13 protein-coding genes are annotated in these 15,000 nt (G+C 61.8%); 4 read left to right on the top strand and 9 right to left on the bottom strand.

Annotated elements, in window-relative coordinates:
* Positions 1-4: 4 nt before the first annotated feature.
* From flgK to PCOSP_RS08220, 7 genes are all read right to left on the bottom strand, one after another.
* Positions 5-2,071, bottom strand: coding sequence for a flagellar hook-associated protein FlgK (gene flgK / locus PCOSP_RS08250; protein ID WP_175362458.1), 2,067 nt, complete (start codon positions 2,069-2,071; stop codon positions 5-7).
* A 10-nt stretch (positions 2,072-2,081) separates the two neighbouring features.
* Positions 2,082-3,389: a flagellar assembly peptidoglycan hydrolase FlgJ gene (gene flgJ, locus PCOSP_RS08245; RefSeq protein ID WP_464710819.1), complete on the bottom strand. Its 1,308-nt coding sequence runs from the start codon at positions 3,387-3,389 to the stop codon at positions 2,082-2,084.
* A gap of 10 nt (positions 3,390-3,399) precedes the next feature.
* Positions 3,400-4,485 carry a flagellar basal body P-ring protein FlgI gene (locus PCOSP_RS08240; protein WP_175362517.1) on the bottom strand — a complete coding sequence of 362 codons (1,086 nt, stop codon included), beginning with the start codon at positions 4,483-4,485 and terminating at the stop codon, positions 3,400-3,402.
* A gap of 45 nt (positions 4,486-4,530) precedes the next feature.
* Entirely contained in the window at positions 4,531-5,226 is a 696-nt protein-coding gene (flgH, locus tag PCOSP_RS08235) for a flagellar basal body L-ring protein FlgH (RefSeq protein ID WP_047701662.1), read from the bottom strand.
* A 52-nt stretch (positions 5,227-5,278) separates the two neighbouring features.
* Positions 5,279-6,064, bottom strand: a complete 786-nt coding sequence (gene flgG, locus PCOSP_RS08230; protein ID WP_041023357.1) for a flagellar basal-body rod protein FlgG — start codon at positions 6,062-6,064, stop codon at positions 5,279-5,281.
* A gap of 49 nt (positions 6,065-6,113) precedes the next feature.
* Positions 6,114-6,851 (bottom strand): flagellar basal body rod protein FlgF, encoded by a 738-nt coding sequence (locus PCOSP_RS08225; RefSeq protein WP_041023356.1) that lies wholly within the window; start codon positions 6,849-6,851, stop codon positions 6,114-6,116.
* A gap of 361 nt (positions 6,852-7,212) precedes the next feature.
* Complete coding sequence (locus PCOSP_RS08220) at positions 7,213-8,775, bottom strand: sigma-54-dependent transcriptional regulator (protein ID WP_139647281.1); 1,563 nt, start codon at positions 8,773-8,775, stop codon at positions 7,213-7,215.
* A 280-nt stretch (positions 8,776-9,055) separates the two neighbouring features.
* On the opposite strand from PCOSP_RS08220, the gene phhA reads away from it, so the two are divergent.
* The 3 genes from phhA (at position 9,056) to PCOSP_RS08205 (ending at position 11,489) form a co-directional block, all read left to right on the top strand.
* Positions 9,056-9,841: a phenylalanine 4-monooxygenase gene (gene phhA / locus PCOSP_RS08215; RefSeq protein ID WP_139647283.1), complete on the top strand. Its 786-nt coding sequence runs from the start codon at positions 9,056-9,058 to the stop codon at positions 9,839-9,841.
* Between the two features lie 98 nt (positions 9,842-9,939).
* Entirely contained in the window at positions 9,940-10,296 is a 357-nt protein-coding gene (locus PCOSP_RS08210) for a 4a-hydroxytetrahydrobiopterin dehydratase (protein WP_003184087.1), read from the top strand.
* Positions 10,296-11,489, top strand: coding sequence for an amino acid aminotransferase (locus PCOSP_RS08205; RefSeq protein ID WP_464710817.1), 1,194 nt, complete (start codon positions 10,296-10,298; stop codon positions 11,487-11,489). The genes PCOSP_RS08210 and PCOSP_RS08205 overlap by 1 nt, the downstream gene beginning before the upstream one ends.
* A 189-nt stretch (positions 11,490-11,678) precedes the next feature.
* Here PCOSP_RS08205 and PCOSP_RS08200 read toward each other — a convergent pair whose 3' ends face one another.
* Positions 11,679-12,245 (bottom strand): NAD(P)H nitroreductase, encoded by a 567-nt coding sequence (locus PCOSP_RS08200; protein WP_139647287.1) that lies wholly within the window; start codon positions 12,243-12,245, stop codon positions 11,679-11,681.
* 165 nt (positions 12,246-12,410) lie between these two features.
* Between PCOSP_RS08200 and PCOSP_RS08195 the strand changes: the two genes are divergently transcribed.
* Positions 12,411-13,865, top strand: a complete 1,455-nt coding sequence (locus PCOSP_RS08195; RefSeq protein WP_139647289.1) for a TrkH family potassium uptake protein — start codon at positions 12,411-12,413, stop codon at positions 13,863-13,865.
* On the opposite strand, the gene PCOSP_RS08190 is transcribed toward PCOSP_RS08195, so the two are convergent.
* Positions 13,822-14,877, bottom strand: a complete 1,056-nt coding sequence (locus tag PCOSP_RS08190; RefSeq protein ID WP_464710815.1) for an AraC family transcriptional regulator — start codon at positions 14,875-14,877, stop codon at positions 13,822-13,824. The genes PCOSP_RS08195 and PCOSP_RS08190 overlap by 44 nt on opposite strands.
* Positions 14,878-15,000: the final 123 nt, after the last annotated feature.

Below are 15,000 nucleotides of genomic sequence, written 5' to 3'. Positions count from 1 at the left end.
CTCCTTAAAGACTGTTGATCAATGTGCTGAAGATTTGCTGCGCCGCCTTGATGATCTGCGAAGACGCGGTGTAGTACTGCTGGAACTTGACCAGGTTGCCGGTTTCTTCGTCCAGGTCCACGCCTGACAGCGAGTCACGGGCGTTCTTGGCGTTGTTCAGGATCGCGCCGGTGGCAGCGCTGTCGAGCTTGCCCTGGGCCGCCTTGGAGCCCACGCCTTCCACCAGTTTGCCGTAGGCATCACTCAGGGAAATACCGCCGCTGGAGGAACCGGTGTCGACGCTCTTGGCGGTCTGCAGACCGGCCAGGATGGTGCCGTTACGGTTGTCCAGGCTACCCGCCTTGCTGACGCTGACGTTGATGGCGGCACCGTTGGACGGTGCTCCAGCGATGGACATGGCGAAGCTGACAGTGCGCTGCACCGGTGGCGCCGACGAATCCATGATCGGGTTGCCACTGGCGTCCTTCAGCGGAACGCTCAGGTTCAACGTGTTGCTTTGACCAGGAGTGATCGTGCCATTACTGAGTTCGTTACCCTGGGCATCGAGCAGTTGGTACGCCTGGCTGGTGCCGTCGGCGGAAGTCGCCCCGAACAACACCTTGACCGGCATGGAGGTCTTGATGCCGTTCTGGATGACGGTCGTCGTGGCCGCGTCGTAGATGTCCAGACTGGTCGTCAGTGTCGGCTGGCCACTGGCCGGAATGGTCAACGTGCCACTGCCGCCCGCCGCGATGGCTGCGCCCAGTGGCGCGGCAATCGCCAGCCGCTTGGAGTCGGTCATCTCGGTCTTGATGTTGCCTGCCGCATTGCGGGTCGGGGTGATCTTGAACGAGTCGCCGGCTGCCGCGGTGCCGTTGGCGAAGGTCATCGAGAAGCCGTCGATCACCGGTGGCGGCGTGGTCGCGGTGCTGAACGCACCCATCGACGAGCCATCGGGCAAGCGCTGAACGGTGTAGTTGGTACCGCTGGTGAAGGTCACCTTGTAGTCGTTGGTGGTCAACTGGCCGGCGTCTGTGATGGCCACGTTGAAATTGCCGGAACCTGCACTGTTGCCCAGCGCGGCAACGCTGCGCTGACTGATCTGCGCGGCACTGTTGATGTCGTTGAACAGGTTGGAACCAAAGGCACCGTTCATGTCGATGCCCGACGCCTGAACGGTGTTCATCTGGTCGGCGACCACCAGGGCGACGCGGCCCAGTTCGTTCATGGCCGGGTCGAGCACGGTGCTGCGGTAGCGCATCAGGCCACCGATCTCGCCACCGGTGAGCACCGAGGTGAGGTCCATGGAGCTGGAACCGCTGTTGAGCTGGATACCCATGCGCCCCGGATCGTTCTTGTCCGGCACGGCTTGCAGGGTATTGACGATAGTGCCCATCACCAGCGGCTGGCCGGAACCCAGATAGATGTCCAGGCTGCTGCCGTTCTCCACGACTTGGGTGCCGGTGAACGTCGACAGCTGGCGAATGGCTTCGCCACGGGAATCCAGCAGATCATTGGGCGCGCCGCCGGTATTGGAGACTTCGGCGATTTTCTTGTTCAGTTGGGCAATGGTGGTAGCCAGGTCGTTTACCTGGCTGACCATGTTCGACAAGTTGTTATTGATGTTCGAACTCTGCTCCGTCAACTGACTGGAAATAGAGTTGAACCGATTGCTCAGGGCCTGGGCATCGCTGAGCAGCAACTGGCGGGACGCATCGTCACCGGGCTTGGCGTTGACGTTCTGCACCGACGCGAAAAACTTGGTCAGCGCGCCGTTGAGGCCGGTGCCGCTGTCCGAGAGCAGTGAATCCAGAGGCGTGATCTGCCCCTGGTAAGCCGCCGCATCGCTGTTGAGCGAGGTGGTGGTCTTCAGCTGTGCTTCAAGGTAGGAGTTGTAGACCCGACGAACATCGGCCAGGGTCGTGCCGGAGCCGATGAACACGTTGCCGTATTGATTGGAGGCCTTGGTGGTCTGCACGGTCTGCTGACGCGAATATCCGGCGGTATCGACGTTGGCAATGTTGTTACCCGTGGTCACCAACGCGGTCTGGCTGGCTGACAGACCCGACATCCCTATATTGAGCAAACTCATGGTTCAGACCTTATAAAGTCGTGGTGGCGCCTGCGGATGCGTAGTTCTGGGAACTGGTCATCTGCCGGGCTATATGCGAAATCTTGCTGGCGTAGTGCGGGTCGGTGGCGTAACCGGCCTTTTGCAACTCGCGTACAAACTGTTCCGGGTTATCGGCCGACTTCAGCACAGCTTGATAGCGACTGTTGCTTTGCAGCAGATTGACCAGGTCATGGAAACTGTCGCGGTACGAGGCGTAGGAGCGGAACTCGGCCGTCTCCTTGACCATCTCGCCATTGCGGAACTCACTGGTGATTGCCCGCGCCGAATCGCCCTTCCAGTTCTGGCTGGCCTTGATACCGAACAGGTTGTGGCTGCTGCTGCCATCGGGTTGGCGCATGACCGATTTGCCCCAGCCGGTTTCCAGGGCGGCCTGGGCCACCAGGTAACGCGGGTCGACACCGATGCGGGCCGCCGCTTCCTTGGCCATGGGCAGCATAGCGTTGACGAATTCGTCGGCGTCGCGGAACGCTTTGCGGGCCGGCGCCAGCGGTGGCTGTGCCACGGCGCGACCATAGACCTGCATGTCCCCGCTCGACTCGGAGGCCTTGAGCGCGGCCAGCCAGTCGCCATTGGCCATTTCGCCGGAGGCGGACCTGGTGGCGGTGACGGCGCGATCCGAGCGGATATTCTGCGCCGGTGCATCGGTATTGGCATTGGTCGATGCCGAAGGCACCAGTCCGGCCAGCAGACGGTCGGCCAGTTTCGGCGGCAAGGCCAGGCGACGCTGGTTGAGCAGTTCCATGTCGTTACGATGACCACCCTCGCCCGCCCCTTGCGGTGCGTTGACGGCCCGCGAAGCCCAGAGCGGACGCTGGCCGCTCTGGCGCGACAAAGGTCCATCGGTGGGCAATGTTCCGGCAGCCACCGGGGTGGGCACTGCCTTGACCTTGTCCAGCGCCTCTTGCTGCTTGGCAGCCGACGCAGCGGCCGCTTCGCCCGGCGCCAACGGTTTGTTCTTGGACATCTGGCGCAGCAGGACATCGGCCAGGCCGATACCGCCACCCTCGCGAGACATGGAAACGGCCAACTGCTGGTCGTACATTTCCTGATACTGCTTGGCCTCAGGCGTATTCATGGGGTTGTCCTTGCCCAATGCCTCGGTGGCAGAGCGCATGGACTTGAGCATTTCGCCAAGGAACAGAGACTCGAATTCCTGGGCCACTTTGCGCAGGTTGCCGTCGCTGTTCTTGTCGCCAACCTTGAGCTGGTTCAAGCGATTCAGGTCCGAGTAGGAACCCGAATCTCCACTGATCAAAGCGCCCTTGCGCATATCCATGGCCCGTTCCTCAAATCACGATCAGGTCGGCTTGCAACGCGCCGGCCTGCTTCAAGGCTTCGAGAATTGCCATCAGGTCGCCCGGCGCCGCGCCGACCTGGTTCACCGCCCGGACGATTTCATCCAGGGTAGTGCCCGGGCCGAACTTGAACATCGGCTTGGCTTCCTGTTCGGCATTGACCCGCGAACGGGGCACGACGGCAGTCTGCCCATTGGACAATGGGCCCGGCTGGCTCACGATCGGATCTTCGGTGATGGTCACGGTCAGGCTGCCATGGGTCACGGCCGCCGGCGAAACCTTGACGTTCTGGCCAATCACGATGGTGCCGGTGCGCGAGTTGATGATGACTTTCGCCACGGCCTGGCCCGGATCGACCTCGAGGTTTTCCAGGATCGACAGATAGTCGACCCGCTGGCTCGGATCCAGGGGCGCGGTGACACGGATCGAGCCGCCGTCGATGGCCTGGGCCACGCCTGGGCCGAGCATGTCGTTGATCTTGTCGACGATGCGTTTGGCGGTGGTGAAGTCGGACCGATTGAGGTTCAGCGTCAGGCTGTTGCCCTGGTTGAAACCGCTCGGCACCGCACGCTCCACCGAAGCACCGCCAGGGATGCGACCGGCCGACGGAACGTTGACGGTGATCTTCGAGCCATCGCGCCCTTCGGCGTCGAAACCGCCCACCACCAGGTTGCCCTGAGCGACGGCGTAGACGTTGCCGTCGATACCCTTGAGCGGCGTCAGCAGCAAGGTGCCGCCTCGCAGGCTCTTGGAGTTACCGATGGACGACACGGTGATATCCACCTGCTGACCGGGCTTGGCGAACGCCGGAAGATCGGCACTGATCGATACCGCCGCGACGTTTTTCAACTGGACGTTGCCCGAGCCTGGCGGCACCTTGATGCCGAACTGAGACAACATGTTGTTGAAGGTCTGCAGGGTGAACGGGGTCTGGGTGGTCTGGTCACCGGTACCATTGAGACCTACAACCAGGCCGTAACCGATCAACTGGTTCGAACGCACGCCGGAAATGCTGGCGATGTCCTTCAGGCGCTCGGCATGAGCAGTGAAAGCTGCCGACATCACCAACGCACCCATCAACAGCTGTTTGAGGTTCAACCGCTTAAGATTCAACTGGGCCACCTAGAAAGGGAACTTCGGGCTGAGGAAGAAACGGTCGAACCAGCCCGGCTGACTCGCATCGGCAAAGGCACCGGTACCCGAATACGTGATGCGCGCATCCGCCACGCGAGTGGAAGAAACGGTGTTATCGGTGGCGATGTCGTCGGCGCGAACCATGCCGGCGATGCGCACCAGTTCGTCACCCGTATTGAGCGTCAGCCACTTCTCGCCGCGCACGACGATGATGCCGTTGGGCAACACATCGGCGACGGTCACGGTGATGGAACCGGTGAGGCTGTTGCTCTGGCCGGACTTGCTGTCGCCCTTGGTGGCCCGGTCGGAGCCGTAACCGGCGTTGAGGCTCAGGTCGTTACTGCCGATCGGGTTGTTGGTGGTCAGGCTGGAACCGAACAACGATGTAAGGCCGACACTGGTGTTGCTGGTCTTGTCCACCTGGGAGTTGGCGTTCTTGCTCGCCTGGGTCCGCTCGTTCAGGGTGATGGTGATGATGTCACCCACCCGGAATGCCTTGCGGTCGCTGTACAGGTTCTGTTCGAAACCGGCCTGGTAGATCGAGCCATTGTTGGCGGCAGCCGGCAACGGCGTGCGCGGCAACACCGGAGCGTAGTACGGGTCATTGGGCCTGGGCGTTGGCGCGACACACCCCGCGAGCGCGGTGATCCCACTCAGTGCCAGTACAGATACAAAGCGTTTCATGACCCTACCTCTCGGTGTTACAGGCGACCTTGAGGCCGCCCTATAGAAGTGATTACAGATTCTGCGTGACGAACGAAAGCATCTGGTCGGCGGTGGAGATCACCTTGGAGTTCATTTCGTAGGCACGCTGGGTGGTGATCATGTTGACCATCTCCTCAACGGTGCTCACGTTGGACGTTTCCAGGGTGTTCTGCAGCGTGGTACCGAAACCATTCAAACCCGGGGTGCCGATTTGCGGCGCTCCACTGGCAGCGGTTTCCAGGAACAGGTTGTTGCCCACCGCTTGCAGGCCGGCCGGGTTGATGAAGTCGGCGGTCTGCAGGTTGCCGATCACTTGCGCGGCCGGGTTGCCCGCCACGGTGATGGACACTGTGCCGTCACGACCCACGGTGAAGGTCTGGGCATTGTTCGGCACGACAATGGCGGGCTCCAGGGCAAAACCGCTGGCATTGACGATCTGGCCATTGGAGTCGAGGTGGAACGTACCGTCGCGGGTGTAGGACGTGGTGCCGTCCGGCTGCAGAATCTGGAAGAAACCGCGACCGTCGATGGCCATGTCCAGCGGCTGCTCGGTGGTTTGCAGGCTGCCGGCGGTGAAGTTTTTCTGCGTGCCGACAATGCGCACACCGGTACCGACTTGCAGACCCGACGGCAGTTCGCTGTCCTGGGTCGACTGGGCACCTGGCTGACGCTTGACCTGGTACAGCAGGTCCTGGAATTCGGCACGGTCACGTTTGAAGCCCGTGGTCGAGACGTTCGCCAGGTTGTTGGAAATGGTGGTCAGGTTGGTGTCCTGGGCGGACAGACCTGTTTTGGCAACCCATAGAGCCGGAAGCATTCGATTCTCCTCGTACGCCTGATTTTCGGCGCGACGCTTTAATTAATGGTTAGATCTGCAAGACCCGAGCCATGGCCTCGTCGCCTTCTTTGGCGGTGTTCATCATCTTCACGTGAAGCTCGAATTGCTTGGCCAGGGCCAGCACCGAAGTCATCTCGTCCACAGCATTGACGTTGCTCGCTTCCTGGAACCCCGACACCAGTTGCACGTTGGCGTCGACCGGTGCCGGCTGGCCGTCCTTGGTACGGATGGAACCGTCCAGGCCCTTGGTCATGTTCTTGAGGTCCGGGTTGACCAGCTTGATGCGGTCCACTTCCGCCATCACGCGCGGGCCTTCGCCCATGGCGCGGATACTGATGGTGCCGTCCTGGCCGATTTCGATTTTCTGCTCCGGTGGCACGGCGATAGGACCGCCGTTGCCCATCACCGGCATGCCGTTGCCGGCCCGCAGCACGCCCAAGGCGTCGACGTTGAGGCTGCCGGTGCGCACGTAGCTTTCACCGCCATCGGGGTTCTGCACGGCCATCCAGCCCGGCCCGCTCACCGCCACGTCGAGGTCGCGGCCGGTTTCAACCAACGCACCCGGGGTGAAGTCAGTGGCTGGCCGCTCGGACATGGCAAACGCCCGCGCCGGAAAGCTGTCGCCGAATACCGGCATCGAACGCGCCTGCTCCAGGTCTTTCTGAAAACCATTGGTGGAGATGTTCGCCAGGTTGTTGGCATGGGCCCGTTGGGCCAGCGCGTTCTGGCTGGCGCCGGTCATTGCCACATAAAGGTACTTGTCCACTCTCGTTCCTCTGCGTGCCGGACGTTTGCCGCCCACTGCTGTACTGCTCAGCCATAAGCAATTTGCAGACCAACTTTTTTCTGGCGGCTCGCGGCCCGGCAAACAAAGGACTTGCGGGGGTTTGTGGGGAAAAGGGAATGTCCCGGAGACGAAAAACCGGCGGTATCATGCCGCTGAAAGGCAAAGGATTACCGGATGGACAGACTCACTGACCCTTGTGGCGAGGGGATTTATCCCCACTGGGGTGCGAAGCGCCCCCAGACCAGACCTGTCGACTCGATAAGACTAGTAAACCGAGTCGCCTGATTTAGGGCTGCTGCGCAGCCCAGCGGGGATAAACCCCCTCGCCACAAGTAACGGATTACATTCCAGGCTCTTTACCCACCTCATACTCGCGCAACTTATTGGCAATGGTGGTATGGGAAACCCCCAGTCGCTTGCCCAACTGCCGGCTGCTGGGATGTTCGGAGTAGAGCCGTTCCAGTACCGCCTTCTCGAATCGCCCGACAATCTCGTCCAACCCGCCATCCAGGGAGAAGTCGCCCAGGGGCTGGCGCACGCCGTAGTCCGGCAGGCGAATATGCTCAGCCTTCACCGTCCCTCCATCGCACAGGGAGACGGCCTGGAACAGCACGTTTTCCAGTTGCCGGACATTGCCGGGCCAATGGTAATGACTGAGGCGATCCATCGCCGCCGGGGCCAGCTTCGGCAGCGCACAGCCGATCTGGCGACTGGCCTGGTCGAGAAAGTGCTCCACCAGCGGCGCCAGGCCATCGAGGCATTCACGCAACGGCGGGATGTGCAGGGACAGGACATTCAAGCGGTGATACAGGTCCTGGCGAAATTCCCCTCGAGCACAGAGCTCAGACAAATCCACCTGGGTCGCGCAGATCACCCGGACATCCAGGTACACCTCTTCATCGCTGCCCACCCGACGGAAGCAACCGTCCTGCAAAAAACGCAGCAGTTTCACCTGCAGGCGCGGGCTCATTTCCCCCACCCCGTCGAGAAACAAGGTGCCGCCAGCCGTCAACTCCAGCAGACCCAGCTTGCCTTCGGCACGGGCGCCTTCGAAGGCGCCAGGACCGTAGCCGAACAGTTCCGTCTCGGCCATGGACTCCGGCAGCCCGGCACAGTTGAGCGCCATCAGCGGCGACTGCCCGCGCGGGCTCGCCAGGTGACAGGCGCGGGCCAGCAATTCCTTGCCGGTGCCGGTTTCGCCTTCGATCAAGAGCGGCGCGTCCAGCGGGGCCATGCGCCGGGCTTCGCGGACCACCGCGGCCATCACTTTCGAGCTCTGGAAGATGCTGTCGAAGCCACGCAGTTCCTGCTTGCGCACGTTATAGATACGCTCACCGACCCGGTCGGCCCGATGCAGCGTCAATACCGCACCGGCCATGGCCTCACTGTCGTCATGCTCCGATTGCAGCGGGGCGATGTCCGCCAGGAACACATCGCCCTTGACCTTGACCCGCAACCCATTGATGCGCGACTGGTTGGCACGCACCAGTTCCGGCAGGTCGAAATCCTCGGCGTAGCGGGACAGCGGAATCCCCGGCACTTCGTCCACCCGCACCCCGAGCAACTGCGCCGCCGCCCGGTTCGCCGCGACGATGGAACCGCCCATGTCGATGGACAACACCGGAAATTCCAGGGCACCGAGCAACGCATTGAGCTCCATGTGCCGACGCTCGCTGGGCATCAGCCCTACCCGCTTGACGCCGAACACACCGGCAATGCCTTCGAATTTCGGACGCAACGCCTGGAATTGAATGTTGATCAGGTTCGGGCAGTGCAGGTAGATCGCATTGCCATGCTCACCGCCGACTTCGCCCCGGGCGACGTTGATGCCGTACTCCACCAGCAGATTGAGAATGTCCCGCAGGATGCCGATGCGGTTCTGGCAATGGACTTTGATGCGCATATGGAGACCTGGGAGCTCGTTGTAAGGAGTTTTTTCTGAGGCTGAGTGCAAATAACCGTCAAGATTATGTGACAGTTGTAGGCCATTTCCTAGCTGAGAATCCAACCAGCGCCGGATCGCCGCTCCATACGTAACGAAAACTTTACGAAATCTGCCCATGCAACTCGAACATCTCGCCGCTGCCCCCGCTGCACATTCACCTGCTTCGCGCTATCTCTAACGCATCGCTGGACATAACAACAAACAGTCTTCCCCTCGAAGGAATCAGCAGGAGAGCAGCATGAAGCAGACGCAGTACGTGGCTCGCGAGCCCGATGCGCAAGGTTTTATCCACTACCCCGCCGAAGAACATGCGGTGTGGAACACGCTGATCACCCGCCAGCTGAAAGTCATTGAAGGCCGTGCGTGCCAGGAATACCTGGACGGTATCGACAAGCTTGGCCTGCCCCACGACCGCATCCCGCAGTTGGGCGAAATCAACAAAGTGCTGGGCGCGACCACGGGCTGGCAAGTGGCCCGGGTACCGGCGCTGATCCCCTTCCAGACCTTCTTCGAATTGCTCGCCAGCAAACAGTTTCCGGTGGCGACCTTCATTCGCACCCGGGAAGAACTGGACTATTTGCAAGAGCCGGACATTTTCCACGAGATCTTCGGCCATTGCCCGCTGCTGACCAACCCCTGGTTCGCCGAATTCACCCACACCTATGGCAAGCTCGGCCTGCAGGCGTCCAAGGAAGAGCGTGTCTACCTGGCGCGCCTGTACTGGATGACCATCGAGTTCGGACTGGTGGAAACACCGCAGGGCCGACGCATCTATGGTGGCGGCATCCTGTCTTCGCCCAAGGAAACCGTGTACTGCCTGTCGGACGAGCCGGAGCACCAGGCCTTCGATCCGCTGGAAGCCATGCGCACGCCTTATCGCATCGACATCCTGCAACCGGTGTATTTCGTACTGCCCGAGCTCAAGCGTCTGTTCGACCTGGCCCATGAGGACATCATGGGCATGGTCAAGCGCGGTCGGGAACTGGGCCTGCACGCACCGAAATTTCCGCCAAAAGCCGCCTGAATGGCGTTTTTTGATCCCAAGTGAGTCTGTTGCACCGCGCGACTTTGCTTTAGCGTGAGTGCATCGACGTTCTACCCAATTCGATCCAGGAACACACCATGAACACTCTGAACCAAGCCCATTGCGAAGCCTGCCGTGCCGACGCCCCACAGGTCAGCGACGAAGAACTTCCGGTACTGATCAAGCAGATCCCGGACTGGAACATCGAAGTGCGCGACGGCGTGATGCAGTTGGAAAAGGTTTTCCTGTTCAAGAATTTCAAGCACGCCCTGGCATTCACCAACGCCGTCGGTGAAATCTCCGAGGCCGAAGGCCATCACCCAGGCCTGCTCACTGAGTGGGGCAAAGTCACCGTGACCTGGTGGAGCCACTCCATCAAGGGCCTGCACCGCAACGACTTCATCATGGCCGCCCGCACCGATGACGTGGCCAAGACCGCCGAGGGCCGCAAGTAATGCATTTCGACGCCATCGGCCGGGTGCCCGGCGACCCGATCCTCGGCCTGATGGAGGCCTACGGCGCGGACAGCAATCCGAACAAGTTCGACCTGGGCGTGGGCGTCTATAAAGACGCCCAGGGCCTGACGCCGATTCTCGAATCGGTGAAACAGGCCGAGCGACGGCTGGTGGATCATCAGACCACCAAGACCTACATCGGCGGTCATGGCGACGCCGCTTTCGGGCGGTTGATCACTGCGCTCGTCTTGGGTGCCGACGCCCGGCAGATCGCCGAACAACGCGCCGGTGCCACCCAGACCCCGGGCGGCACCGGCGCCCTGCGCCTGAGTGCCGACTTCATTGCACAGTGTCTGCCAGGCCGTGGCGTATGGCTGAGCAACCCGACCTGGCCGATCCACGAAACCATTTTCGCCACCGCGGGCGTCAAGGCCAGCCACTACCCCTACGTGGGCAGCGACAATCGCCTGGATTTCGAGGCGATGCTGGCAACCCTCAACCAGGCACCGAAGGGTGATGTGGTCCTGCTGCACGCGTGCTGTCACAACCCTACCGGTTTCGATCTGTCCCAGGATCAATGGCGCCAGGTACTGGAGGTGGTGCGCAGTCGTGAGCTGTTGCCGCTGATCGACTTCGCCTACCAGGGCTTCGGCGACGGCCTGGAACAGGATGCCTGGGCAGTCCGGTTGTTCGCCCAGGCATTGCCCGAGGTGTTGATCACCAGTTCCTGCTCGAAGAACTTCGGCTTGTACTGCGATCGCACCGGTGCGTTGATCGTCTGCGCCCGCGACGCCGAAAAGCTGGTGGACATCCGCAGCCAACTGGCCAACATCGCCCGCAACCTGTGGTCGACACCGCCGGATCATGGCGCAGCGGTGGTGGCGACGATCCTGGGCACTCCGGAACTCAAGCGTCTGTGGGCCGACGAAGTGGAAGCCATGCGCCTGCGCATCGCCCAGCTACGCAGTGGCCTGCTGGACGCCCTCGAACCCCACGGCCTGCGGGAGCGCTTCGCCCATATCGGGGTGCAACGCGGCATGTTCTCCTACACCGGCCTGGCGCCCGAGCAGGTCAAGCAATTGCGTGAGCGGCACAGCGTGTACATGGTCGGCACGGGGCGGGCCAACGTGGCCGGCATCGATGCGACACGCCTGGACCGGCTGGCCGAGGCGATTGCGGACGTTTGCAAATAACTGCTGTACCTGCATAACCCTGTGGGGAAGGCTTTATCTGTGGCGAGGGGATTTATCCCCGTTGGGCTGCGAAGCAGCCTCAAAATCAGTCACTGCGGTGTGTCAGATTACTTCTGATGTAGGCAGTTTGGGGGCTGCTGTGCAGCCCAGCGGGGATAAATCCCCTCGCCACAAAAGCTCGTCATTCCATCACTGCAACCCAGTCCACTCGCGAACGAATTCAGCAATGTCTTCCTTCGGTGCCGTCCGCGCTTCTTTCTGCGGTGTGCCCAGGTACAGGAACCCGATCACCTCCTCCCCCACGTCAAGACCCAGCCCCTTGGCCACGTGCGGCGAGTACGCCAGTTCACCCGTGCGCCACACGCCACCAACGCCCTGGGCATACGCCGCGAGCAGGATCCCGTGGGCGGCGCAGCCGGCGGCCAGCAATTGCTCGGCTTTCGGGACTTTGAAATGGTCCTGTAAACGAGCGATCACCACCACGACCAATGGCGCACGCAGCGGGCCATTGAGGGCCTTTTCCACAACCGCCTCGGACACCAGTGGATCATTGAATCGCGCCGCGTCCGCCAGCAGTTCGCCCATGCGATAACGCGCCTGCCCTTCGACCGTCAGAAAACGCCATGGCCGCAATTGGCCGTGGTCAGGAGCGCGCATCGCCGCGGCGAACATGACCTCCCGTTGTTCAGGCGTGGGCGCCGGTTCCACCAGGCGTGGAACGGAAACACGGTTGAGCAAAGCATCGAGAGCCTGCATCGGGCCACCTCCCTGAAAAAATGTCTGGCTATTCTAGTGTCCTGTACGGCGAGTTAGTTAGCGCAAATTGGCCGCCGATGCACACGCCAGTCGCACCGGGCGCGGTTTACATGCCGCGAGCCGTCGGTAGAATGGCGCCCTTCCCTTCCAGCCCGAGCGGACTTCATGGCGTTGCCGACCCTGCGGATCATTGGCTTCATCATCGGCATCTTCCTGATCACCCTGGCGATCTTCATGGTCGTGCCCATGGCCACCCTGCTGATCTTCGAGCGCACCGGGGACATGCCTTCGTTCCTCTGGTCGAGCATGATCACCTTCGTCGCCGGCCTGGCCCTGGTGCTTCCCGGGCGCCCCGAGCACGTACACCTGCGCCCGCGAGACATGTACCTGCTGACGGTCAGCAGTTGGCTGGTGGTGTGCGTCTTTGCCGCGTTGCCGTTCCTGCTGACCCAGCACATCAGCTACACCGACTCGTTCTTTGAAAGCATGTCGGGAATCACGGCCACCGGCGCCACGGTCCTGAGCGGCCTCGACACCATGTCCCCGGGTATCCTGATGTGGCGCTCGCTGCTGCACTGGCTCGGCGGGATTGGCTTCATCGGCATGGCGGTGGCGATCCTGCCGTTATTGCGCATTGGTGGCATGCGCCTGTTCCAGACCGAATCCTCGGACCGCTCGGAAAAGGTCATGCCCCGCTCCCACATGGTTGCGCGACTGATCGTGGCGTCCTACGTCGGCATCACCATTCTCGGCACCCTGGCGCTCTGGTGGGCCGGGATGAGCCCGTTCGATGCCGTCAACCATTCGATGTCGGCGATCTCCACCGGCGGCTTCTCCACCTCGGACCTGTCCCTGGCCAAATGGACCGAGCCGGCGGTGCACTGGGTCGCCATCGTCATCATGATTCTCGGCAGCCTGCCGTTCGCCTTGTACGTCTCGATGCTGCGCGGCAATCGCCGGGCGCTGATCAAGGACCAGCAGGTCCAGGGCCTGATCGGCGTGCTGCTGGTGACCTGGCTGGTGCTCGGTACCTGGTACTGGGCGACCACCGACCTGCATTGGCTGGACGCGCTGCGGCACGTGGCCCTGAACGTGACCTCGATCGTCACCACCACCGGTTTTGCCTTGGGGGACTACAGCCTGTGGGGCAACTTCTCGCTGATGCTGTTCTTCTACCTGGGGTTCGTCGGCGGCTGCTCGGGGTCGACGGCCGGCGGGATCAAGATCTTTCGCTTCCAGGTCGCCTACATCCTGCTCCGGGCCAACCTCATGCAACTGATTCACCCACGGGCGGTGATCAAGCAGAAATACAACGGTCACCGCCTCGATGAAGAAATCGTGCGTTCGATCCTGACGTTCTCGTTCTTTTTCGCCATCACCATCTGCGTGATCGCCCTGTTGCTGTCGCTGCTGGGAGTGGAATGGATGACGGCGCTGACCGGCGCGGCCAGCACGGTGTCCGGCGTCGGCCCGGGGCTGGGGGAGACCATTGGCCCGGCCGGCAACTTCGCGCCGCTGCCGGATGCAGCCAAGTGGATTCTGTCCGGCGGCATGCTGTTGGGCCGACTGGAGATCATCACGGTGTTCGTGTTGTGCATCCCGGCGTTCTGGCGTCACTGACCGGTTTGGCCAGCCTCGCTGCCCGGTATTCGCCGGGCGTGACATCGAACCAGCGGCGAAAGGCGCGAAAAAAATTGCTCGGGTCGGCAAACCCCAGCAGATAGGCGATCTGCAGCAAGGTCGTGGCCGGCTGCGCCAGGTACTGCTCGGCCAGCTCGCGACGGGTATCGTCGAGCAATGCCTGAAAACTGGTGCCCTCTTGCTGAAGGCGCCGTTGCAAGGTGCGCTGGGACAGATGCAGCGCCTGCGCCACCACATCACGCTTGGGTTCGCCCTGAGGCAACAACCGACACAGCACCTGGCGCGCCTTGTGGGTCACCCGGCTTTCCGAAAAACGCGCCAGGTACTCACCGGCAAACCGGTCGTGGAGCTGTGCCATGGCCTCGTTGGCCGTGGGCAGCGGAGCCTCCATGTCGGCCCGCTTGAAGACCAGCGCGTCATAGGGTGCACCGAACACCAGCGGCGCGCAGAATGCCTGTTGGTAAGGTCCACGATCCACCGGTTCGGCCCCCTGGAATAGCACTTTGACCGGATGCAGGGTGCGTCCGGTCAGCCAGTTGCACAGGCTCAGCGCACAGGCCAGGGACGCCTCGGTACTTTGCCGGGTGGTTGGGAGATGATCGCCATGCACCGTCAGAACCAGGGCGTAGTTGCCTTCCAGCTGGCGGATGCTCACATCGGCACTTTCGGCAATGATCCGCTGGTAACGCACCAGCCGCTGGAAACCTTCGATCAACGTCCGGCTGGACATCAGGGCGTAGCCGACTACATGGAACGACGCCGGGCGCACCACCTTGCCCATGTTCAGACCAATGGCCGGGTTCCCGGACAGCTCCACCGCCAGTTGCCAAAGGCGCGTCATCGAATCCTGGGGGAAGCGGGCGTCCGGATCGTCCAGTGCCGAAAAATCCAATCCCAATTGCTGGAACAGCGCACGACAATCCAGGCCGTCCATTTCCAGCGCCTTGACAATCCCCATCGCCCAGCTTGAAGAAGTCGTTCGTTCACCCATGAGGTATCACTTGCATGACAAGCCGCAGAGTACGGCCGGATTTGCGAAGGATACTAAAGTGGCGCTCATTGTCACTGGCCGTTGCGGATGATCGCTCTAGACTTGAAGACAGGACAATCACCA

The organism is Pseudomonas sp. MAFF 730105 (genome assembly GCF_055380705.1).
Note: the sequence above shows the minus strand (reverse complement) of the source record. Positions and strands in the feature narration are given on the sequence as shown.

Coding starts and splice junctions, on each gene's coding strand:
- PCOSP_RS08220 (WP_139647281.1), bottom strand. CDS start 8,775: ATGCGCATCAAAGTCCATTGCCAGAACCGCATCGGCATCCTGCGGGAC.
- flgG (WP_041023357.1), bottom strand. CDS start 6,064: ATGCTTCCGGCTCTATGGGTTGCCAAAACAGGTCTGTCCGCCCAGGAC.
- PCOSP_RS08200 (WP_139647287.1), bottom strand. CDS start 12,245: ATGCAGGCTCTCGATGCTTTGCTCAACCGTGTTTCCGTTCCACGCCTG.
- PCOSP_RS08240 (WP_175362517.1), bottom strand. CDS start 4,485: ATGGGTGCGTTGGTGATGTCGGCAGCTTTCACTGCTCATGCCGAGCGC.
- PCOSP_RS08195 (WP_139647289.1), top strand. CDS start 12,411: ATGGCGTTGCCGACCCTGCGGATCATTGGCTTCATCATCGGCATCTTC.
- phhA (WP_139647283.1), top strand. CDS start 9,056: ATGAAGCAGACGCAGTACGTGGCTCGCGAGCCCGATGCGCAAGGTTTT.
- flgK (WP_175362458.1), bottom strand. CDS start 2,071: ATGAGTTTGCTCAATATAGGGATGTCGGGTCTGTCAGCCAGCCAGACC.
- PCOSP_RS08205 (WP_464710817.1), top strand. CDS start 10,296: ATGCATTTCGACGCCATCGGCCGGGTGCCCGGCGACCCGATCCTCGGC.
- flgH (WP_047701662.1), bottom strand. CDS start 5,226: ATGAAACGCTTTGTATCTGTACTGGCACTGAGTGGGATCACCGCGCTC.
- PCOSP_RS08210 (WP_003184087.1), top strand. CDS start 9,940: ATGAACACTCTGAACCAAGCCCATTGCGAAGCCTGCCGTGCCGACGCC.
- flgJ (WP_464710819.1), bottom strand. CDS start 3,389: ATGGATATGCGCAAGGGCGCTTTGATCAGTGGAGATTCGGGTTCCTAC.
- PCOSP_RS08190 (WP_464710815.1), bottom strand. CDS start 14,877: ATGGGTGAACGAACGACTTCTTCAAGCTGGGCGATGGGGATTGTCAAG.